This is a genomic window from Sorangium sp. So ce131, assembly GCF_051519095.1.
Taxonomy (GTDB): Bacteria; Myxococcota_A; Polyangia; order Polyangiales; family Polyangiaceae; genus Sorangium.
Window position 1 is genome coordinate 3343487 of record NZ_CP150455.1, and the last position, 15665, is coordinate 3359151.

General features: G+C 74.2%; 9 protein-coding genes. 8 read left to right on the forward strand and 1 reads right to left on the reverse strand.

The window, feature by feature from the left end:
• Positions 1 to 170 precede the first annotated feature (170 nt).
• The 8 genes from WMF43_RS12465 (at position 171) to WMF43_RS12500 (ending at position 14205) form a co-directional block, all read left to right on the forward strand.
• On the forward strand, positions 171 to 1106 hold the full coding sequence (locus WMF43_RS12465) for an FxLYD domain-containing protein (protein WP_437680049.1): 936 nt from the start codon (positions 171 to 173) through the stop codon (positions 1104 to 1106).
• Between the two features lie 56 nt (positions 1107 to 1162).
• Positions 1163 to 1603: a DUF3574 domain-containing protein gene (locus WMF43_RS12470; protein ID WP_437680051.1), complete on the forward strand. Its 441-nt coding sequence runs from the start codon at positions 1163 to 1165 to the stop codon at positions 1601 to 1603.
• Positions 1604 to 2309: 706 nt separating this feature from the next.
• A complete protein-coding gene (locus tag WMF43_RS12475) occupies positions 2310 to 7055 on the forward strand; it encodes a copper oxidase (protein ID WP_437680053.1) in 4746 nt (1581 codons plus the stop codon).
• A 20-nt stretch (positions 7056 to 7075) separates the two neighbouring features.
• Complete coding sequence (locus WMF43_RS12480) at positions 7076 to 9247, forward strand: YncE family protein (protein WP_437680055.1); 2172 nt, start codon at positions 7076 to 7078, stop codon at positions 9245 to 9247.
• Entirely contained in the window at positions 9244 to 9864 is a 621-nt protein-coding gene (locus WMF43_RS12485) for an SCO family protein (RefSeq protein ID WP_437680056.1), read from the forward strand. The genes WMF43_RS12480 and WMF43_RS12485 overlap by 4 nt, the downstream gene beginning before the upstream one ends.
• Positions 9865 to 9871: 7 nt before the next feature.
• Entirely contained in the window at positions 9872 to 10588 is a 717-nt protein-coding gene (locus tag WMF43_RS12490) for an SCO family protein (protein ID WP_437680058.1), read from the forward strand.
• Positions 10581 to 12290, forward strand: a complete 1710-nt coding sequence (locus tag WMF43_RS12495) for a cytochrome c/ABC transporter substrate-binding protein (protein WP_437680060.1) — start codon at positions 10581 to 10583, stop codon at positions 12288 to 12290. Before WMF43_RS12490 ends, WMF43_RS12495 begins: the two co-directional genes overlap by 8 nt.
• A gap of 628 nt (positions 12291 to 12918) precedes the next feature.
• Positions 12919 to 14205, forward strand: coding sequence for an alpha/beta hydrolase family protein (locus tag WMF43_RS12500; protein ID WP_437680062.1), 1287 nt, complete (start codon positions 12919 to 12921; stop codon positions 14203 to 14205).
• Between the two features lie 93 nt (positions 14206 to 14298).
• On the opposite strand, the gene WMF43_RS12505 is transcribed toward WMF43_RS12500, so the two are convergent.
• Positions 14299 to 15525, reverse strand: a complete 1227-nt coding sequence (locus tag WMF43_RS12505) for a TCR/Tet family MFS transporter (RefSeq protein WP_437680064.1) — start codon at positions 15523 to 15525, stop codon at positions 14299 to 14301.
• Positions 15526 to 15665: the final 140 nt, after the last annotated feature.

The following is a 15665-nucleotide window of genomic DNA, read 5'->3' on the forward strand; positions in this document are numbered from 1 at the left end:
ACTACGCCCATGGAGTCATGATGGCGCAGAAAGCAACTTGGCTCGCGATGCCGTCAATCGGGAACGCTCATGGTCCAAGCTCCAGAAGTGGCGCTTGCCTGGGGGAGGCCAAGACGGTAGCGTGAGCCGCTAGAAAAGCAGTCATCCTGGCCCTCGCCCTCCACACAACGATGCAGTCGAAGTCCCTCCTCGTCCTCGGGGCCGTCGCTCTTGTCCTCCCTCTCGCGTGCTCGGGGAGCACCCGCGATGAGGGGGAGGGTACCGGCGGGAACGGGCCCGGCAGCGGCGGGGGCACGGCCAGCGGCGGCTCATCGGGGAGCGGTGGAGTCGTCCTGCCGTCCGGCGGGACCACGAACAGCGGAGGCGCGGGCGGCGGCGAGGCGGGAGCTGCCTCGAGCGGCTCGGAGACGAGCGGGAGCGGAGTGGGCGGGGGCTCCGGCGAGGACCTGCTCTTCGTGCCGGAGGGCTTGTCCAGCGCCGAGCTGGACGGGGAGGGCGGGGGGCTCACGCTGGTCGCCTTCACGCTGGTGCAGGGCGCGAACGGCCCCGAGCTCTACGCCGCTGTCAGAAATGACGGGGATACCCCGGCCTGCGACGCCGGCATGATGGTTTACTTCATCGACGAGGCCGAGCAGCTCGTGACAAGCTGGGGAGGTAGCTTGCGCAGCGGGCGGCTCTATCAGCTGAACGACGGCTCCGGCGTGATCATCCCTTGCGTCGCCCCGGGCGAGGTCGCGATGGCTGCCTCGACCGATCTTCCCGACGACCTCGTGATCGAGGAGCTCGGGGCCCTGAAGCACAGGTTTCCGGCCTTCACCGTGGACGTCGTCCCTGTCGACGCCATCACCGTCGGCGCGGTGGAGACCGTCAGCAGGGGCGACCGGAGCGCCTACACGGGCACGCTCGAGAACGGCCTGGATGTCGCGGTGAGCGACCCCGAGGTGGCGGTCTTTCCGGTGAATCGCGTCGGACGGCCGCTGGGCATGGCGACGAGCCGCGCGGCCGCCGACGTTCCGCCCGGCGGGACCTGGACCTTCGAGACGACGACCGTCGACGATCCCGGCGTGGATTACGTCGTGTACCCGACGGCTTCGATCGCTCCTTGAACAAAGCGTCCATCGACTGAAACGATCGATCGAACAAGCCCACCGGAGAAGCCTCGATGACCAGCCGACCGCTCCTGCCTGCCCTCCTCGCCGCGCTCTTCGTCGCCGCGGGGTGCTACAGCGCCGAGGAAGACCCGCTGCCCGCGCCCACCGCCGAGCCCACCTGCGAGAGCGGGGATCCGATGGTGCGGACCGAGCTCTTCTTCGGGATGGACCGGCTCGAAGGACCACCTGTGACCCAGGAGGAATGGCAGGAGTTCGTCGATACGGTCGTGACCCCACGCTTCGAGGACGGGCTGACGCAGTTCGACGTCGACGGGCAATACCGCGCGTCGACGGGAGAGCTGATCCACGAGGACAGCCGGCTCATCATGCTCCTCCACGACGGCGGACAGGCTGCCTCGGACGCGATCGACGCGATCCGCGAGCAGTACAAGCAGCGCTTCGACCAGGAGTCCGTGCTCCGGATCGACGAGGCCGTCTGCGTCGCCTTCTGACGGCGGACTGACGGCAGATCGACGGCGGACTGCCGACGGACCGAGGGCGGCGGCGCGCCCGCGGCGCCGCGGAGGACACGCGCGCTCGCCCGCCGCGCCGCCCGGCGGGGCCGATCGAGCCGCTCCGGCCGAACCGCCGCCGTGGGCGGCCGGATTGAGCCATGAAGGCGGGAAGGCGGGAGGAAAGATCAACGATCTCCCCGCATGCCCGCCTACCCCCCCGCTCGCCTTGTTGTAAGCTACCTCTCGTTCCAGCGCGGCCTGTGAGGGTTCCGTGCACGTCGCCCTGGCGGTCTCGAGGCGTTGTGGAGAGTTCCCTCGAGCGCATCCGGGACGAACGTCTCGAGAGGACCGTGGACAGTCCCATCCAACGAGCGGAGCAGCGCTGGGACAAGCATGCTCCTCCGCGCGGCGAGGCCGTCTGGGCCGCCCGCGCGACGGGCTTGATCCGCGGCGGCGGGAGCGCAGGCGCGCGCTCGTGACGAGGACAGAACCGCCGCCGAGCTGGCCGTGTGTCTGTCCAGAGCAGCGCCGCGCCGCGATTCCGTGGCCGCCCATAATTCCATAACAATTCTTGACCTGGAGGAAATGTGGAGACAAACCACCATGCCAGCTGAACAGCCTCGGGGGACGGCTGCGCTGCGCGGATGAACGACATGAGCGCCCACTTCTAGGCTCCACCCGGGGTAGGGAGACACATGTGCTGATGAGGCATTCCTGGCGGCTCGCGTGGGTCGCGGTGATGATGACTGCCATCGGATGTGCGGACGCCGGCGCGCCTCCCGAGGAGGAGGAGAGCGTGGCGCAAAGCGAGGAGGCGTTGAGCGACGCCCTGCATGCGCAGGCGTCGGGGAGGACGGTGCTCGCCGACGTCGTGGCCATAGATCAGATGTTCGTTTATGACCGCTATGGCGCGTTCAACCCGGCAGGCATGGTGTACGCGCTCCGTCGGGACGTGGTGGCGGCGGATCCATCGAGGCCCGTCGGGCCGGGCAACGCCACGCTCCGGCCGGGCAAACGACCGAGGCCCCTCGTCCTGCGGGTGAACGCCGGAGACAGGCTCTCCATCTCCTTCACCAACTGGCTCGCGCCGGCCGACGGGCCGCTGCCGAACGCCTCGCCGTCGACCCGGCACGCCTCGATCCACGTGGTCGGGCTCCAGATCCGGAACCTCGACGCGCTCGGCGGCGACGTCGGGCAGAACGAGAGCTCGCTGGCCGCGCCGGGGGAGACGCGCAGGTACGAGCTCTTCGCCGGCCGCGAGGGCACGTTCCTCATGCACAGCGCCGGCGCCATGATGGGCGCGGACGGCATCGGCAGGCCGCTGCGGCAGATCGCCCAGGGGCTGTTCGGCGCCGTCCACGTGGAGCCGGTCGGCGCGGTCGCCTACCGCTCGCAGGTCACGGCCGAGGAGCTCAAGGCCGCCTCCCTCGACCCCCCGAACCCCGACGGGACGCCCCGCATCAACTACCGCGCGGTCGACGCGTCCGGCGTGCCGATCCTGCGGATGATCGACGACGAGGGGCACATCGTGCACGGCGACCTCAACGCCATCATCGCGGACTACGACGAGACGGAGGTCGGGACGCCCGCCTCGAAGGACGTGGGGTATTTCCGCGAGTTCACGGTGCTCTTCCACGACGAGCTCGGCGCCGTCCAGGCGTTCCCGGAGCTCCAGCGGGACCCGCACTACCACGGCGTGCGCAGCGGCTTCGGCATCAATTACGGCGCGGCCAGCCTGGGCGCGGCCGTGCTCGCCAACCGGAGGAAGATCGGGCCGAGCAAGGACTGCGTGGAGTGCAAATTCGAGGAGTTCTTCCTGAGCTCGTGGACCAGCGGCGATCCGGCGCTGAACATCGAGCGGGACGAGGACGATAACGCCGTCAGGGCCCTGTACCCGGACGACCCGTCCAACGTCTCCCACGGCTACCTCGGGGATCCGGTCCGCATCCGGAACCTCCACGCCGGCCCGAGCGAGACGCACGTCTTCCACGTCCACGGTCACCAGTGGCTGAGATCGCCGAGCAACGAGAACAGCACGTACGTCGACTCGCAGACCATCGGCCCGAGGGCGGCCTACACCTACGACATCGCCTACGGCGGCGGCGGCAACCGCAACCTGACGGCGGGAGACTCCATCTACCACTGCCATCTCTATCCCCACTTCGTGCAAGGAATGTGGGGGCTCTGGCGCAACCACGACGTCTTCGAGGCCGGCACGCCGGACCGCGCGCTCCCGGACGGCGAGCTCGCCGGCGGGACGCCGACGCCCGCCGTCGTGCCCATCCCCCGCGCCGCCCTGCCGCCGATGCCGACCGACGCGCCGACGACGGTCGCGCTGCCCGACGGGCGGACCGCGGTGCGGCCGGCCATGCGGGGATATCCCTTCTACATCGCCGCGCTCGCCGGACACCGGGCGTCGCAGCCGCCGCGCGACATGGAGCACGACGGCGGGCTGCCGCGCCACGTCATCACGAGCGTCCCGCCGGGCGGGGCGGAGCTCGGGGCGCGCGGCGACTTCGACGTGCAGATCCACGAGGCCAACGTGAAGCTCTTGCCGAAGAAGGGCACCGCGGCGGAGGTCGCGGCCATGGACTTCCACGCGGGCGCGTTCCCGGGCGCCGTGCCCGTCACGACGCGGTACGGGTTCCCCGCGAAGGGGTACCCGTCCTTCACCGCCGAGGGCGAGCGCGCGCTCTTCCTCGTGAACGGCCAGCCGCCGGTCGCGGGCGCCCCCTACGCCGACCCCTGCCCGCCGGACGCGCCGGTGCGCACCTACCGCGCGGCCTACGTCCAGGTCGACGCCCCGGTGAACGGCGCCGGCTGGCACAATCCGCAGGCGCGCGCGATCGTCCTCGAGCGCGACGTGGAGGCCACGCTCGCGGGCACGAGGCCGCTGGAGCCGCTGTTCATCCGCGCGAGGTCCGGCGAGTGCGTCGTCTTCCACGCGACGAACCTCATCCCCGACCGCCTCGCGCAGGACGACTTCCAGATCGATACGCCGACCGACGTCATCGGCCAGCACATCCACCTCGTGAAGTTCGACGTCACCTCCTCGGACGGCGCGGCCAACGGCTTCAACTACGAGGACGGGACGCTCGCCGCGCAGGAGGTGGTGGCGCGCATCGACGCGGCCAACGCCCTCGGCGGCGCGCTGAAGGCCGACGGCGCCGTCGTCGAGTCGGGCGCGCGCGTCCGGCTCGCGGCGCGGCAGCACCCGTACCTGCCCGGCGCGCCGCTCGGCACGCAGACGACCACGCAGCGCTGGTGGGCCGATCCGATCGCGAGCGCGGCCGGCGAGGGCCGCGCCCTCAGCACGGCCTTCACCCACGATCACTTCTCGGCCTCGTCGCACCAGCACCACGGCCTCTACGCGGGCCTCGTCGTCGAGCCCGCGGGCTCGCTCTGGCGCGATCCGGAGACGGGCGAGACGTTCGGCGGCCGCAGCGACGGCGGGCCGACGAGCTACCGCGCCGACATCCTGTTCCCGGACGGCGACGGCCGGGCGCCCTTCCGCGAGTTCAACCTGAGCCTCGCCGACTACGCCATCGCCTACGACGAGTGCGGCAACCCGGTGAACCCGCCGACGCAGACCGCGGCGGCGCTGCCGGCGGCGGTCACCCACCAGGGCTTCGCGCCCGAGCCGCTCTCCTGGCGCGACCCGGGGGCGGGGGTCGTCAACTACCGGAACGAGCCGATCCCGATGCGGATCGCGGAGCGCAGCTGCGCGACGGGCGAGGTCGCCCAGAAGGCCGGCGCCGCCGGCGACATGCACAACGTCTTCAGCTCGATCGTGCACGGCGACCCCGCGACGCCGCTGCTGCGCGCCTACGAGGGCGACCGCGCGCTGATCCGCCTCACCCAGGGCGCGCAGGCGGAGCAGCACGTCTTCTCGGTGCACGGGAAGAAGTGGCTGAAGGAGACGGACGACCCAGACAGCGGCTTCTCGAACGGGCAGCCGATCGGCGCCTCGGAGCAGATGGACCTCGCGCTCGACGCCACGCCCCTGTTCGTGAAGAACGCGGCCGGCGGCGCGGACTACCTCTACCAGAGCGCGGCGTCGGACGACCTCTGGAAAGGGATGTGGGGCCTCCTGCGCGTCCACGGCGCGCCGGTGCCCGGCCTCCTGCCGCTCCCGGGCGCGTCGCCGCCCGACGTGCCGGCGGAGCACGCCCGGGTGTGCCCGCCGGACGCGCGCGTGAGATCGTACGTCGTGCACGCGATCGCCGCGAAGGGCAACCTGCCCGGCGACCGCCTCACCTACGACGCGGCGCACGGGCTCTACGATCCCGACGCGATCCTGTTCGTGCTCGCGGGCGATCTGGCCGCCGTCCGCTCGGGCGCGCGCCCGGCGGAGCCGCTCGTGCTGCGCGCGGCGGCCGGGGAGTGCGTCGAGGTCACGCTCGTCAACGAGCTGCCGGAGAGCCCGCCGAAGACGCCGCACTGGAACTACAACACCCCGATCGTCGACGGGTTCAACGTCAACCAGGTGAGGTCCTCGAACCGCGTGTCGTTGCACCCGCAGCTCGTGGCCTACGACGTCGCGACGAGCGACGGCGCGAACGTGGGCCGGAACGGGGACCAGACGGTCGGGCCCGGGGAGCGGCGGAAATACACCTGGTACGCAGGAAACGTCACCGCGGCGCCCGGGGGCGGCGTGCGGTGGACCCCCGTCGAGCTCGGCGCGATCAACCTGAAGGACATGGCGGACGTGGTGAACCACCCGATGCACGGCGCGATCGGCGCGCTGATCGTCGAGCCGGAGGGCGCCGTCTGGTACCCGAACCGGGACACGCGCGCGGCGGTCCAGGTGAAGTACCGGGATCCGAGCGGCGCCGAGATCTGGTTCCGCGAGATCGTCCTCTTCTACCAGGACGAGGTGGCGCTGCACTCCGACGACGCGGCGTTCCATTGCACCACGGCGTCCCTGGACTGCGGGACCGCCCTGCGGAACCTCGTCGGCGACGTCGACTCGGACACGTCCGGCCACCAGGCGTTCAACTACCGCACCACGCCGCTCTGGGCGCGCCTCGGCGTGCCCCCGGAGACGCGGATCGGCGGCCTCGCGGGCCTCGATCTCAGCGACGCCTTCAGCTCGGCGGAGCGCGGCGATCCGGCGACGCCGGTCTTCAAGATGAGCGTCTACGACCGCGTGCGGGTCCGCGTGCTGCAGCCCTCGGGGCACCGACGCCAGCACTCCTTCAGCCTCTGGGGCACGGAGTGGGCGCACAACCCGTGGGCGGAGGGCGCAGGGTCCCGGACCATGGGCCGGAACCGCAAGTCCTTCGCCGTCGGCGCGCAGGGCGGCATCGGCCCCATGAGCGCGTGGAACATCGTCCCCTACTTCAGGGTGGGCGGCATGTTCGCGGTCCCCGGCGATCGCCTCTACCTCGATCAACTGAACCCCATGCTCGCCGGGGGGCTCTGGGGGATCGTGCGGCTCACGCCGTGAGCGGGAGGAGGGGCCTTTCGATGAGACGGATCTGGACGGGCGCGCGCGGGCTGTGGCTCTCGCTGGCCTGGCTCAGCGCCGCCCCGGCGCTCGGCTGCAGCCGGGGGGAGGCGCTCCGCGGCGCGCAGCGCGAGGGCGCCGGGCCCCCGGCGCAGGAGGCCGGGGGGCCGGCGGAGGCGTCGACGACACCGGCGGAGGCGCCGGGGTCGTCGGCGGAGGCGCCGGCCTCGCCGGCGGCGGCTCCGCTGCCGGCGAGCCGGGTCGAGCGGGACGGGCTCTCCATCTCGTTCGCCCTGCGCCCGCTGGATCGGGGCCGCGACGGGGCAGACCGCGGCGCGGCCGGGGTCGCGGAGCCGGCCGCGGCGGGCACGGAGGCCCTGGCCGAGTTCACCGTCACCGACGCGGCCAGCGGCGCGCCGGTGGGCGGCCTCGCGCCGCTCGGGTGGATGTCGCGGCGCGACGGGGCGGACGGCGGAGCCGCCGGCGCGGCGGAGGCGGCGCCGGACGACGAGCGCTGCCGGGGGAAGATCAAGAGCTTCATGGCGGGCCTTCTGTCGGTGCGCCCGGAGGTGGACATGAACGCCTACCTCCTCTGGACGCTCAACGACGACAACACCGTCTCGGCCATCAACCCGCAGGTCGCCCTCGGCAGGACGAAGCTCCGGAGCGTCGTCACGCTCGCGGGCCCCGGCGCCTCGTTCGCCCTGCACCCGGATCGGGAGAGCCTCTACGTCACGCTCCGGGGCGGGCGGGGCCTCGCGGTCGTGGACACGCGGCGGGGGCTCGTCCGCACGAACGTGCCCGTCGGCGCGGACCCGTCGCGCGTCGTCGTCTCCCCCGATGGGCGCACGGTCTGGGTGGGCAACGACGGCGACGGGACCGTGAGCGTGATCGACGCGCGCTCGACCGACGTGCTGCGGACGCTGGAGGTCGGCCCGGGCCACCACGAGATCGCCTTCACGGACGGCGGCCGCGCCGCCTGGATCACGAGCGAGCGGGGGGAGTCGGTCGCGGTGGTGGACGCCGGCGCGCTCGAGCCGCTCGGCGAGGTCGCGGTGGGCGAGGGCGCCGTCTCCGTCGCGGCGAGCGACGAGGCGGGCGTGGTCTACGTGGCGCGCGGCGCGGCCGGCGAGGTCGCGATCCTCGACGCCGCGCGCCGCGCCGTCGCGGGGCGCGTCGCCCTGAAGCCGGGGCTCGGCGCGCTCCGGTTCGATCCGGGCGGGCGCTTCGCCTTCGCGCTCAACCCGGCCGCGGGCGAGGTCGCGCTGCTCGACGCCGCGACGGGCGCGGTGGCGCACGCGCTCGCCGGGTTCGCGGCGCCGGACGCGGTGACCTTCACCGGCCGCTTCGCCTACGTCCGCAACCGCGGCGCGGCGAAGGTCTCGCTCATCGATCGGGCGGCGCTCGGCGGCCCGGCGGCGCCGCCCGTCGTCCACGTCGCGGCCGGCCAGGAGCCGCCCGCCGCCGCGGGCGCGGCCGCGCTCGCGGCGAAGGCCGGGCTCGCCGCGCCGATCGCCCCCATGCCCGAGGGCAACGGCGCGGTCATCGCGAGCCCGGCCGACCGGGCCCTCTACGTGTACGTGGAGGGCATGATGGCCCCGATCGGCACCTTGACGAGCTACGGCCGCGAGCCGCGGTCGATCCTCGTCGAGGACCGGTCGCTCAAGGAGGTGCGGCCGGGCGTGTACGCGGCGCCGGTGCGCCTCGCCGCGGCGGGGCGTTACGACGTCGAGCTCCTCCTCGACCGCCCGCGCGCGGCGGTGTGCCTGGAGGCGACCGTGGCGCCGGCGCGCTGCGCGCCGGGCGCGGGCTACGCCGGGCAATCCGGCTGCGGCGGCGACCTCGACCCGGGCATCGCGCTCGAGCCGCTCTTCGCGCCGGACCTGCGGCTCGAGGCGGGCGAGCCCGCGACGCTCCGCTTCCGCGCGGCCGCGCGCGAGGGGACCTCAGCAATCGACGCCAAGGAGATGGAGATCATGATCGTTCGGTTCCCGTCGGGCTATCGCTTCCGCGGCGCGCCGCGCGCCGAGGGCGACGGCACCTTCTCGGTCGCGTTCACCCCGCCCGCGCCCGGCCAGTACCGCTTCCTCGCGGCCGCCCCGGGGCGCGGCGCGCCCGCTGGCGCGCTCCCCGTCGTCCCGCTGCGGGTGTCCCCGCGCGGCGCGGCCGCGGCCGCGGGAGGCGCGCGATGAGGCGCGGCGCGGCGCTCGCCGCGGCGGCCCTCGCGATCTCGGTCGCCTCGCTGGCGCGCCACACGCCCGCCGAGGACAAGGCGCCGCCCCGCGTGGAGCGGATGAAGGTCGGGGGCGTCTCCAGGGAGGACGACGCGGCCGCGGAGAAGTACTTCACCAACACCGAGCTCGTGGACCAGCACGGCCGCGCGCACCGCTTCTACGAGGGGCTCTTGCGGGGCCGCAAGGTGCTCATCAACTTCGCCTTCACGTCGTGCAAGGGCGCCTGCCCCACGATGACGGCGAACCTCGCGCGCGTGCAGGAGCTGCTCCGCGCCCGCGGCGAGCGCGCGACGCTGCTGACGATCACGGTCGACCCGGAGAACGACACGCCGGCCGCGCTGAAGCAGTACGCGGCGAGGTTCAAGGCGGGCGAGGGCTGGTACTTCCTGACCGGCGCGCCCGACAACGTCGCCGCGGTGCTGCGGCGGCTCGGCGGGCAGGTGCGGCGGCCCGAGGAGCACATGATGACGCTGCTCGTCGGCGACACGTCGACCGGCGTGTGGCTGAAGACGTTCGCCACCGAGCAGCCGGAGACGCTCGTGCACCTCGTCCAGCACCTCAACGATCCGCAGTGAGGCCGGCATGAACTCTCTTCCGCTGCATGGGATGAGGGCGTTGCTCCTCGCCGGCGCGCTCGCCGCCTCCGCGTGCGCGCGGGGCGAGCGCGCCGGCGACGCGCCCGCAGCGCCGGCGCTCGCCGGTCCGGCCGGCGCGCCCGCAGCGCCGGCGCTCGCCGGTCCGGCCGGCGCGCCGGCGGTGCGCGTCGCGCCGGCGCCGGGCGTCGAGCTGCCGGACGAGGAGCTCGTGGATCAGGACGGCGCGCCCGTTCGCCTGCGCGAGCTCGCGGAGGGCCGCGTGCTGGTCGTCAACTTCGTCTTCACGACGTGCACCACGATCTGCTCGCCGATGACGGCCATCTTCGGCCGGCTCCAGGGCGAGCTCGGCGACGCGCTCGGGCGGGAGGTGCGGCTGGTCTCCATCTCGCTCGATCCCGCGACGGACACGCCGGAGCGGCTGAACCGCTACGCGGAGAAGTTCGGCCGGCGGCCGGGGTGGGTCTTCCTGACCGGGAGCCGCGAGCGCGTGCGCCGGGTGCTGGACGCGCTCGGCGGGCGCGCGCCGGTGAAGGAGCAGCACACGCCGATCACGCTCATCGGCCGCGCGGCGGAGGGGCGCTGGACGCGCGTCGACGGCATCGCGCCGCCGGGGCGCCTGGCCGAGGAGGTCCGGGCGTTTCTTCCGGGAGGGCCGCAGGGGGCGCGGGCGCCGGCGGCGCGGAGCGCGAGCCCCGGTGGTTAGCCGCGGGCTCCGGCTCGGCCTGCTCGCGGCGGCGCCCGCGATCGGGCTGTGCGTGGTCGCGCTGCGGGCGCCCGGGGGCGAGCCAGGCGGAGGACCGGGGCGCCAGCGAGCGCCCGCGCCGGGGGCGCTCGGCGGGCGCGGCGCGACCGGCGGGGACAGCGCCGCGTCGTGCGCCCCGCTCTCGCCGGCGGCGGCGCGCGGCAAGCGCATCTACCAGCGAGGCGTGACGGCGGACGGCCGGGCCGTCGAGGGGGGGATCCTCGACGGGGCCGCGGCGCTCTCGGGCCGCGAGGCCGCGTGCGCGGGCTGCCACGGCCCGAGCGGGCAGGGGACCGACGAGGGCGGCGTCCCGGCGCCGCCGCTCGCGCCCGAGCGGCTCTTCGCGCGCGCGCAGGGCGCCGCCGCGCAGGGCGTCGCCGCGGCGCTCGCGGCGGCGATCCGCGAGGGGCGCGCGCCGCCGGACCGGCGGCTGCACCCGGTGATGCCGCGGTACCGGCTGACGGACGCGGATCTATCGGATCTCATTGGCTATTTGGGCTGCCTCGGCCGCGACCTGGACCCGGGCGTCACGGCGGGCTCGGTGGCGCTCGGCGCCGCGCTGCCGCTCTCGGGGCCTGCCGCGCCGGTAGGCGCCGCCGTGCGCGACGTGCTCTCGGCGGTGTTCGCCGAGGTGAACGCGCAGGGCGGCGTCTACCGGCGGCGCATCGAGCTCCGCGTCGAGGACAGCGGCGGCCCGGCGGGCGAGGTCGGGGCGACGGCGCGCCTGCTCGAGCGGGGCGTGCTGGCGCTCGTGGGGAGCGTGTCGAGCGGCGATCCGGCGCTGCTCGCGCGGCTCGAGGAGGAGCGGGCGCCGCTCGTGGCGCCGGTCGAGGCGGGGGCGACGGCCGGCGACGGCGTGGTGTTCCACGTCCAGCCGGGGCCGGACGTGCTCGCGCGCGTCGCGATCCATCACCTCGCCGGCGAGCGGCGCGGCGGCGGCGGAGCGACGGCGGCGGCGGTCCTGGTCGTGCACGCCGCAGGCAGCGCGGGGGAGGCGTGGGCCGCGGGCGCGCGCGCGGAGGCGGCGCGGCGCGGCCTCCCTGCGCCGGCGGCGCTCCCGTTCGCGCCGGGCGAGCTCGCCCCGAGGGCCGTGAGCGAGGCCGCGCAGCGGTACGGGGCGCGCGCGGTCCTCTTCTGGGGCCCCGGGGCGGATCTCGCGCGGTGCGCGGCGGCGCTCGGCGCGCGCGTGTCCGGTCCGATCTACGCGCCGCTCGGGCCCGCCGGGGAGCTGCCGAGGTCGCTCTGGCAGAGCCCCGAGCGCGTGCTGTTCCTCCACGCCGGCCCGCTCGGCGAGCAGGCGCGGGCGTCCAGCGAGGCGCTGAGGGACTTCCTGCAGCGGGCCGGGGTGGCGCCTCCCGCGGGCCGACCTCCCGGGGCCGCGCCGGGCCAGGCGGCGGCGCCGGGGCTGCTCGGGGTGCAGGCGAGGGCCTACGCCGCCGCGAGGATCGCGATCGAGGCGCTGAAGCGCGCCGGGGCGCACGTGACGCGCGAGGGGCTGATCGCGGCGCTCGAGGGGCTGCGGGACTTCGACGCGGGCCCCGCCCCGCGCGTGAGCTTCGCCAGGAACCGGCGGACCGGCGTCCTCGGGGCGAACCTCGTCCGGCTCGATCCGGCGTCCGGCGGCGCCGTGCGGGTGTCGCCGTGGATCGAGGTCGTGCCGTGAGTGCGCGCTTCGTCCTGCGCGGGTGACCCTCTCCCCCGCGCTGGCCCTCTCGTGGCCGCATCGACGCGAGGTGCGATGAGCTCGCTGGGGGCTTTCGCGCGGGCAGGAAGATCGGTTGTTGTGCGATCGGTCGTTCTGCCGTCCTCGGACACAAAGGCGAGCGCCGCGCAACCAGGAAGATCTTGCAAACCTTCGGTGTATTGCTAAACCGGCATGTGAACACTGCGTGAAACATCCGTAGTTCGCGCCCGGACGAGAGCCGCAGGGTTGCGCTCGAACGGCGCGACGGGTTCCGGGGGGCCGCACCCGAGCGGCTCCGCCGTGCGCTGCGCTCCCGGGGGGGCCCGATGCAGCGCGCGCGATCGCTCTCGGGCCATGAACAATCGATGATCGCCGGCCGGCGGATGGGCGCGCGTTCAGGGCGCCCTGCGGAGCCGGACGAGCGACGCTGCGCGGAGCTCGATCGGAGCTGCTCTTCGCGCTGACGCCATCACGCATCGGTGCGCGACGCCCGTCCCGGCGCGACGGGCGCCGCTCCTCCGGGGCATCGGTCATCCATCATGCCGCGGGCACAGCCGACACGCACAGAGGCAATCTGATGAGACGAGTCTTCTCACGAGGGCACGATATGGCACACGAAAGCATCTCTCGATCGTTGAAGGGGATCGGGCTGCTGGCCGCCGCGTCCGGAGCGGCAGCGCTCCTCGGCGGCTGCGTGCCGGAGATCCACGGCGGGGGCGGCGGCTCCGGGGGCGGCGGGGGCGCGGGCGGCTCCGGGGGCGGCGGGGGCGCGGGCGGCTCCGGGGGCGGCGGCGACTGTGCTCCGTACGAAGGGCTCTCCGAGACGCCCGCGACGATCGAGGCGTTCGCGGAGCCTGGCCCCTACGGGTTCGCCACGCGGGACTTCGTCTTCGTGGACTATTCACGCCCGACGCCGGCCAACGACGGCTTTCCCGGCACGACGTACAGGATCTTGCCGACGCGGGTCTGGTACCCCGCGCGCCATGGGCTCGCGGCGTCTCCTCCGCCGGAGGAGCGCGTCCCCGTGGCGTGCGGAGGGCCGTTCCCGCTGCTCGGGTACGCGCACGGGCTCACCAGCCTGGGGAACAACGCCCGGTACTTCGCCGAGCACCTGGCGACGCACGGCTACGTCACGGCGGCGCCGCTGTTCCCGCTGACGAACCTGAATGCCCCCGGAGGGCCCACGATCGGGGACGTGCCCAACCAGCCGGCGGATCTCGAGTTCGTCCTGCGCGAGGTGGCGGAGCTCGGCGGCGCCGACGCCGATCTCGCGGCCGCGGTGGACAGCGATCAGCTGGGTATCATGGGCCTGTCGGCAGGCGGGCTCACGGTGGTGCTCGCCGCCTACCACCCTGTCCTGAAGATCGAGCGCCTGAAGGCCGCGGTGGCGATGGCGCCGGTCTCGTGTTTCCTGGGGGCGGCGATCTACGTGCGCCCGGTGCCCACGCTGATCCTCGCCGGCACCGCGGACGAGCTGGTGCCCATCGAGGGGCCGCGGCGGGTCTTCGCGAACGCGCCGCCGCCGGTGACGCTGGTGGAGCTGATCGGCGGGACACACAGCGGGTTCATGAACCAGGAGATCCCCTTCGTGAACAACACGGATACGATCGAGTGCGAGCGGCTCCTGAGCGCCAATCCTCAGGGCGGCAACGAGGCGCTCGTGGAGGGCATCACGGAGGGTGTCGGGCCAGGCGCCGTCGATTTCGCGCAGTGCTCGGAGCTCTGCGGCGAGCGGTTCACCCAGACGATGGGGGCCACGCGGCAGCTCGAGCTGTCCCGCGCGGCGACCCTCGCGCACTTCGAGTCGAGGCTGAGGGGGCGCGAGGACGCGGAGCCGCTCGTGCTCCACGAGCTCGACGAGCAACCGGACGTGGACGTCGAGACCAAGAGGTAAAGCCCTCGGGCTGCCGAGGGCGAGGTCGGCGAGCCCTGATCGATCAGCCATCCCACCCCGCGCGCCGCCTCGACGCGCGGGAGGAGCGCGCCCTCAGCGCGCCCCGGCGGCAGAGCGGCGCGCGAACAGCCAGAGCGCGAGCGCGAGCCCAGCGGCGCTGACGCAGGCCGCGGCGAAGAACGGCGCGCCCGGGACGCGGGGGACGGCCGTGGCGGGCGCGAAGCGCGCGAGCAGGCTCGCGCCGAGCAGCGGACCGGCGACGGCGGTCAGGCTCGCCAGGCTGGCCAGCGATCCCTGCAGCGCGCCCTGCCCGGAGGGGTCGACCTCGCGGGAGACGAGCGCCTGCGCGGCCGGCGCCGCGATGCCCCCGAGCGCGTTCGGCAGGATGAGCGCGACCATGGCCAGGCCGCTCTGCGCCAGGCCGAAGCCCGCGAAGCTCACCACCCCGACCGCGAGCCCGAGCGCGACGCACCGGCGCTCGCCGAGGCGCGGCATCACGAGGCGGATGAGCCCTCCCTGCACGACGGCCATGCCGAAGCCCGCCACCGCGAGCGACACCCCGATATCGACCGGCCGCCAGCCGAAGCGCTGCTCCGTGGACAGCGCCCACACGCCCTGCAGGATGTGCTGCGCCAGGGTGCAGCAGACCAGCGTCGCCGCGAGGCCGAGCACGACGCGAGACCGCCCGAGGCCCGCGAGCGACGCGAGCGGGTTCGCGCGGCGCAGGGAGAAGGGGCGGCGGCGCTCGCGCGGGAGCGACTCCGGGAGCACGAGAGATCCATAGGCGAAGTTGATCAGGTTGAGCCCCGCTGCGACCACGAATGGCAGGCGCAGGTGCACGCCGCCGAGCAGCCCGCCGAGCGCCGGCCCGACGACGAAGCCGAGCCCGAACGCGGCGCCGACGAGCCCGAAGCCTTGCGCGCGCCGCCCCGGCGGCGTGATGTCGGCGATGTACGCGCTCGCCGCCGAGAAGCTCGCGCCGGTGATCCCCGCGACGATCCGCCCGAAATAGAGCCACCCGAGCCCCGGCGCGACCGCGAGGAGCGCGTAGTTGAGCGCGGCGCCGAGCAGCGAGCCCAGGATGACCACGCGCCTCCCGAACCGGTCGCTCAGCCCGCCGAGGACGGGCGCGAAGAGGAACTGCATCGCCGAATACACGGCGACGAAGGCGCCGTAGTGCCGCGACGCGGCGCCGAGATCGCCCTCGAAGAAGCCGCTCACGAGCTTCGGCAGCACCGGGAGCATCACGCCGACGCCCAGCGTGTCGAGCAGGAGGGTGACCAGGATGAAGAAGACGCTGGCTTTGCGATCTCGGTTCATGGGCGTGCTCGTGGCGCGGGGCCGGGGAGCACGTCCTCGGCCGTGTCTGGACCCGAAGAGCTCATCGCCGAGGAGCTCGCCGTCGCTCTCCCGGCGTCCCCGGCGCCCGGACGGTCCTCGCCGCGCGCCGAGCCGCCGCG

Coding starts and splice junctions, on each gene's coding strand:
- WMF43_RS12465 (WP_437680049.1), top strand. CDS start 171: ATGCAGTCGAAGTCCCTCCTCGTCCTCGGGGCCGTCGCTCTTGTCCTC.
- WMF43_RS12470 (WP_437680051.1), top strand. CDS start 1,163: ATGACCAGCCGACCGCTCCTGCCTGCCCTCCTCGCCGCGCTCTTCGTC.
- WMF43_RS12475 (WP_437680053.1), top strand. CDS start 2,310: ATGAGGCATTCCTGGCGGCTCGCGTGGGTCGCGGTGATGATGACTGCC.
- WMF43_RS12480 (WP_437680055.1), top strand. CDS start 7,076: ATGAGACGGATCTGGACGGGCGCGCGCGGGCTGTGGCTCTCGCTGGCC.
- WMF43_RS12485 (WP_437680056.1), top strand. CDS start 9,244: ATGAGGCGCGGCGCGGCGCTCGCCGCGGCGGCCCTCGCGATCTCGGTC.
- WMF43_RS12490 (WP_437680058.1), top strand. CDS start 9,872: ATGAACTCTCTTCCGCTGCATGGGATGAGGGCGTTGCTCCTCGCCGGC.
- WMF43_RS12500 (WP_437680062.1), top strand. CDS start 12,919: ATGGCACACGAAAGCATCTCTCGATCGTTGAAGGGGATCGGGCTGCTG.
- WMF43_RS12505 (WP_437680064.1), bottom strand. CDS start 15,525: ATGAACCGAGATCGCAAAGCCAGCGTCTTCTTCATCCTGGTCACCCTC.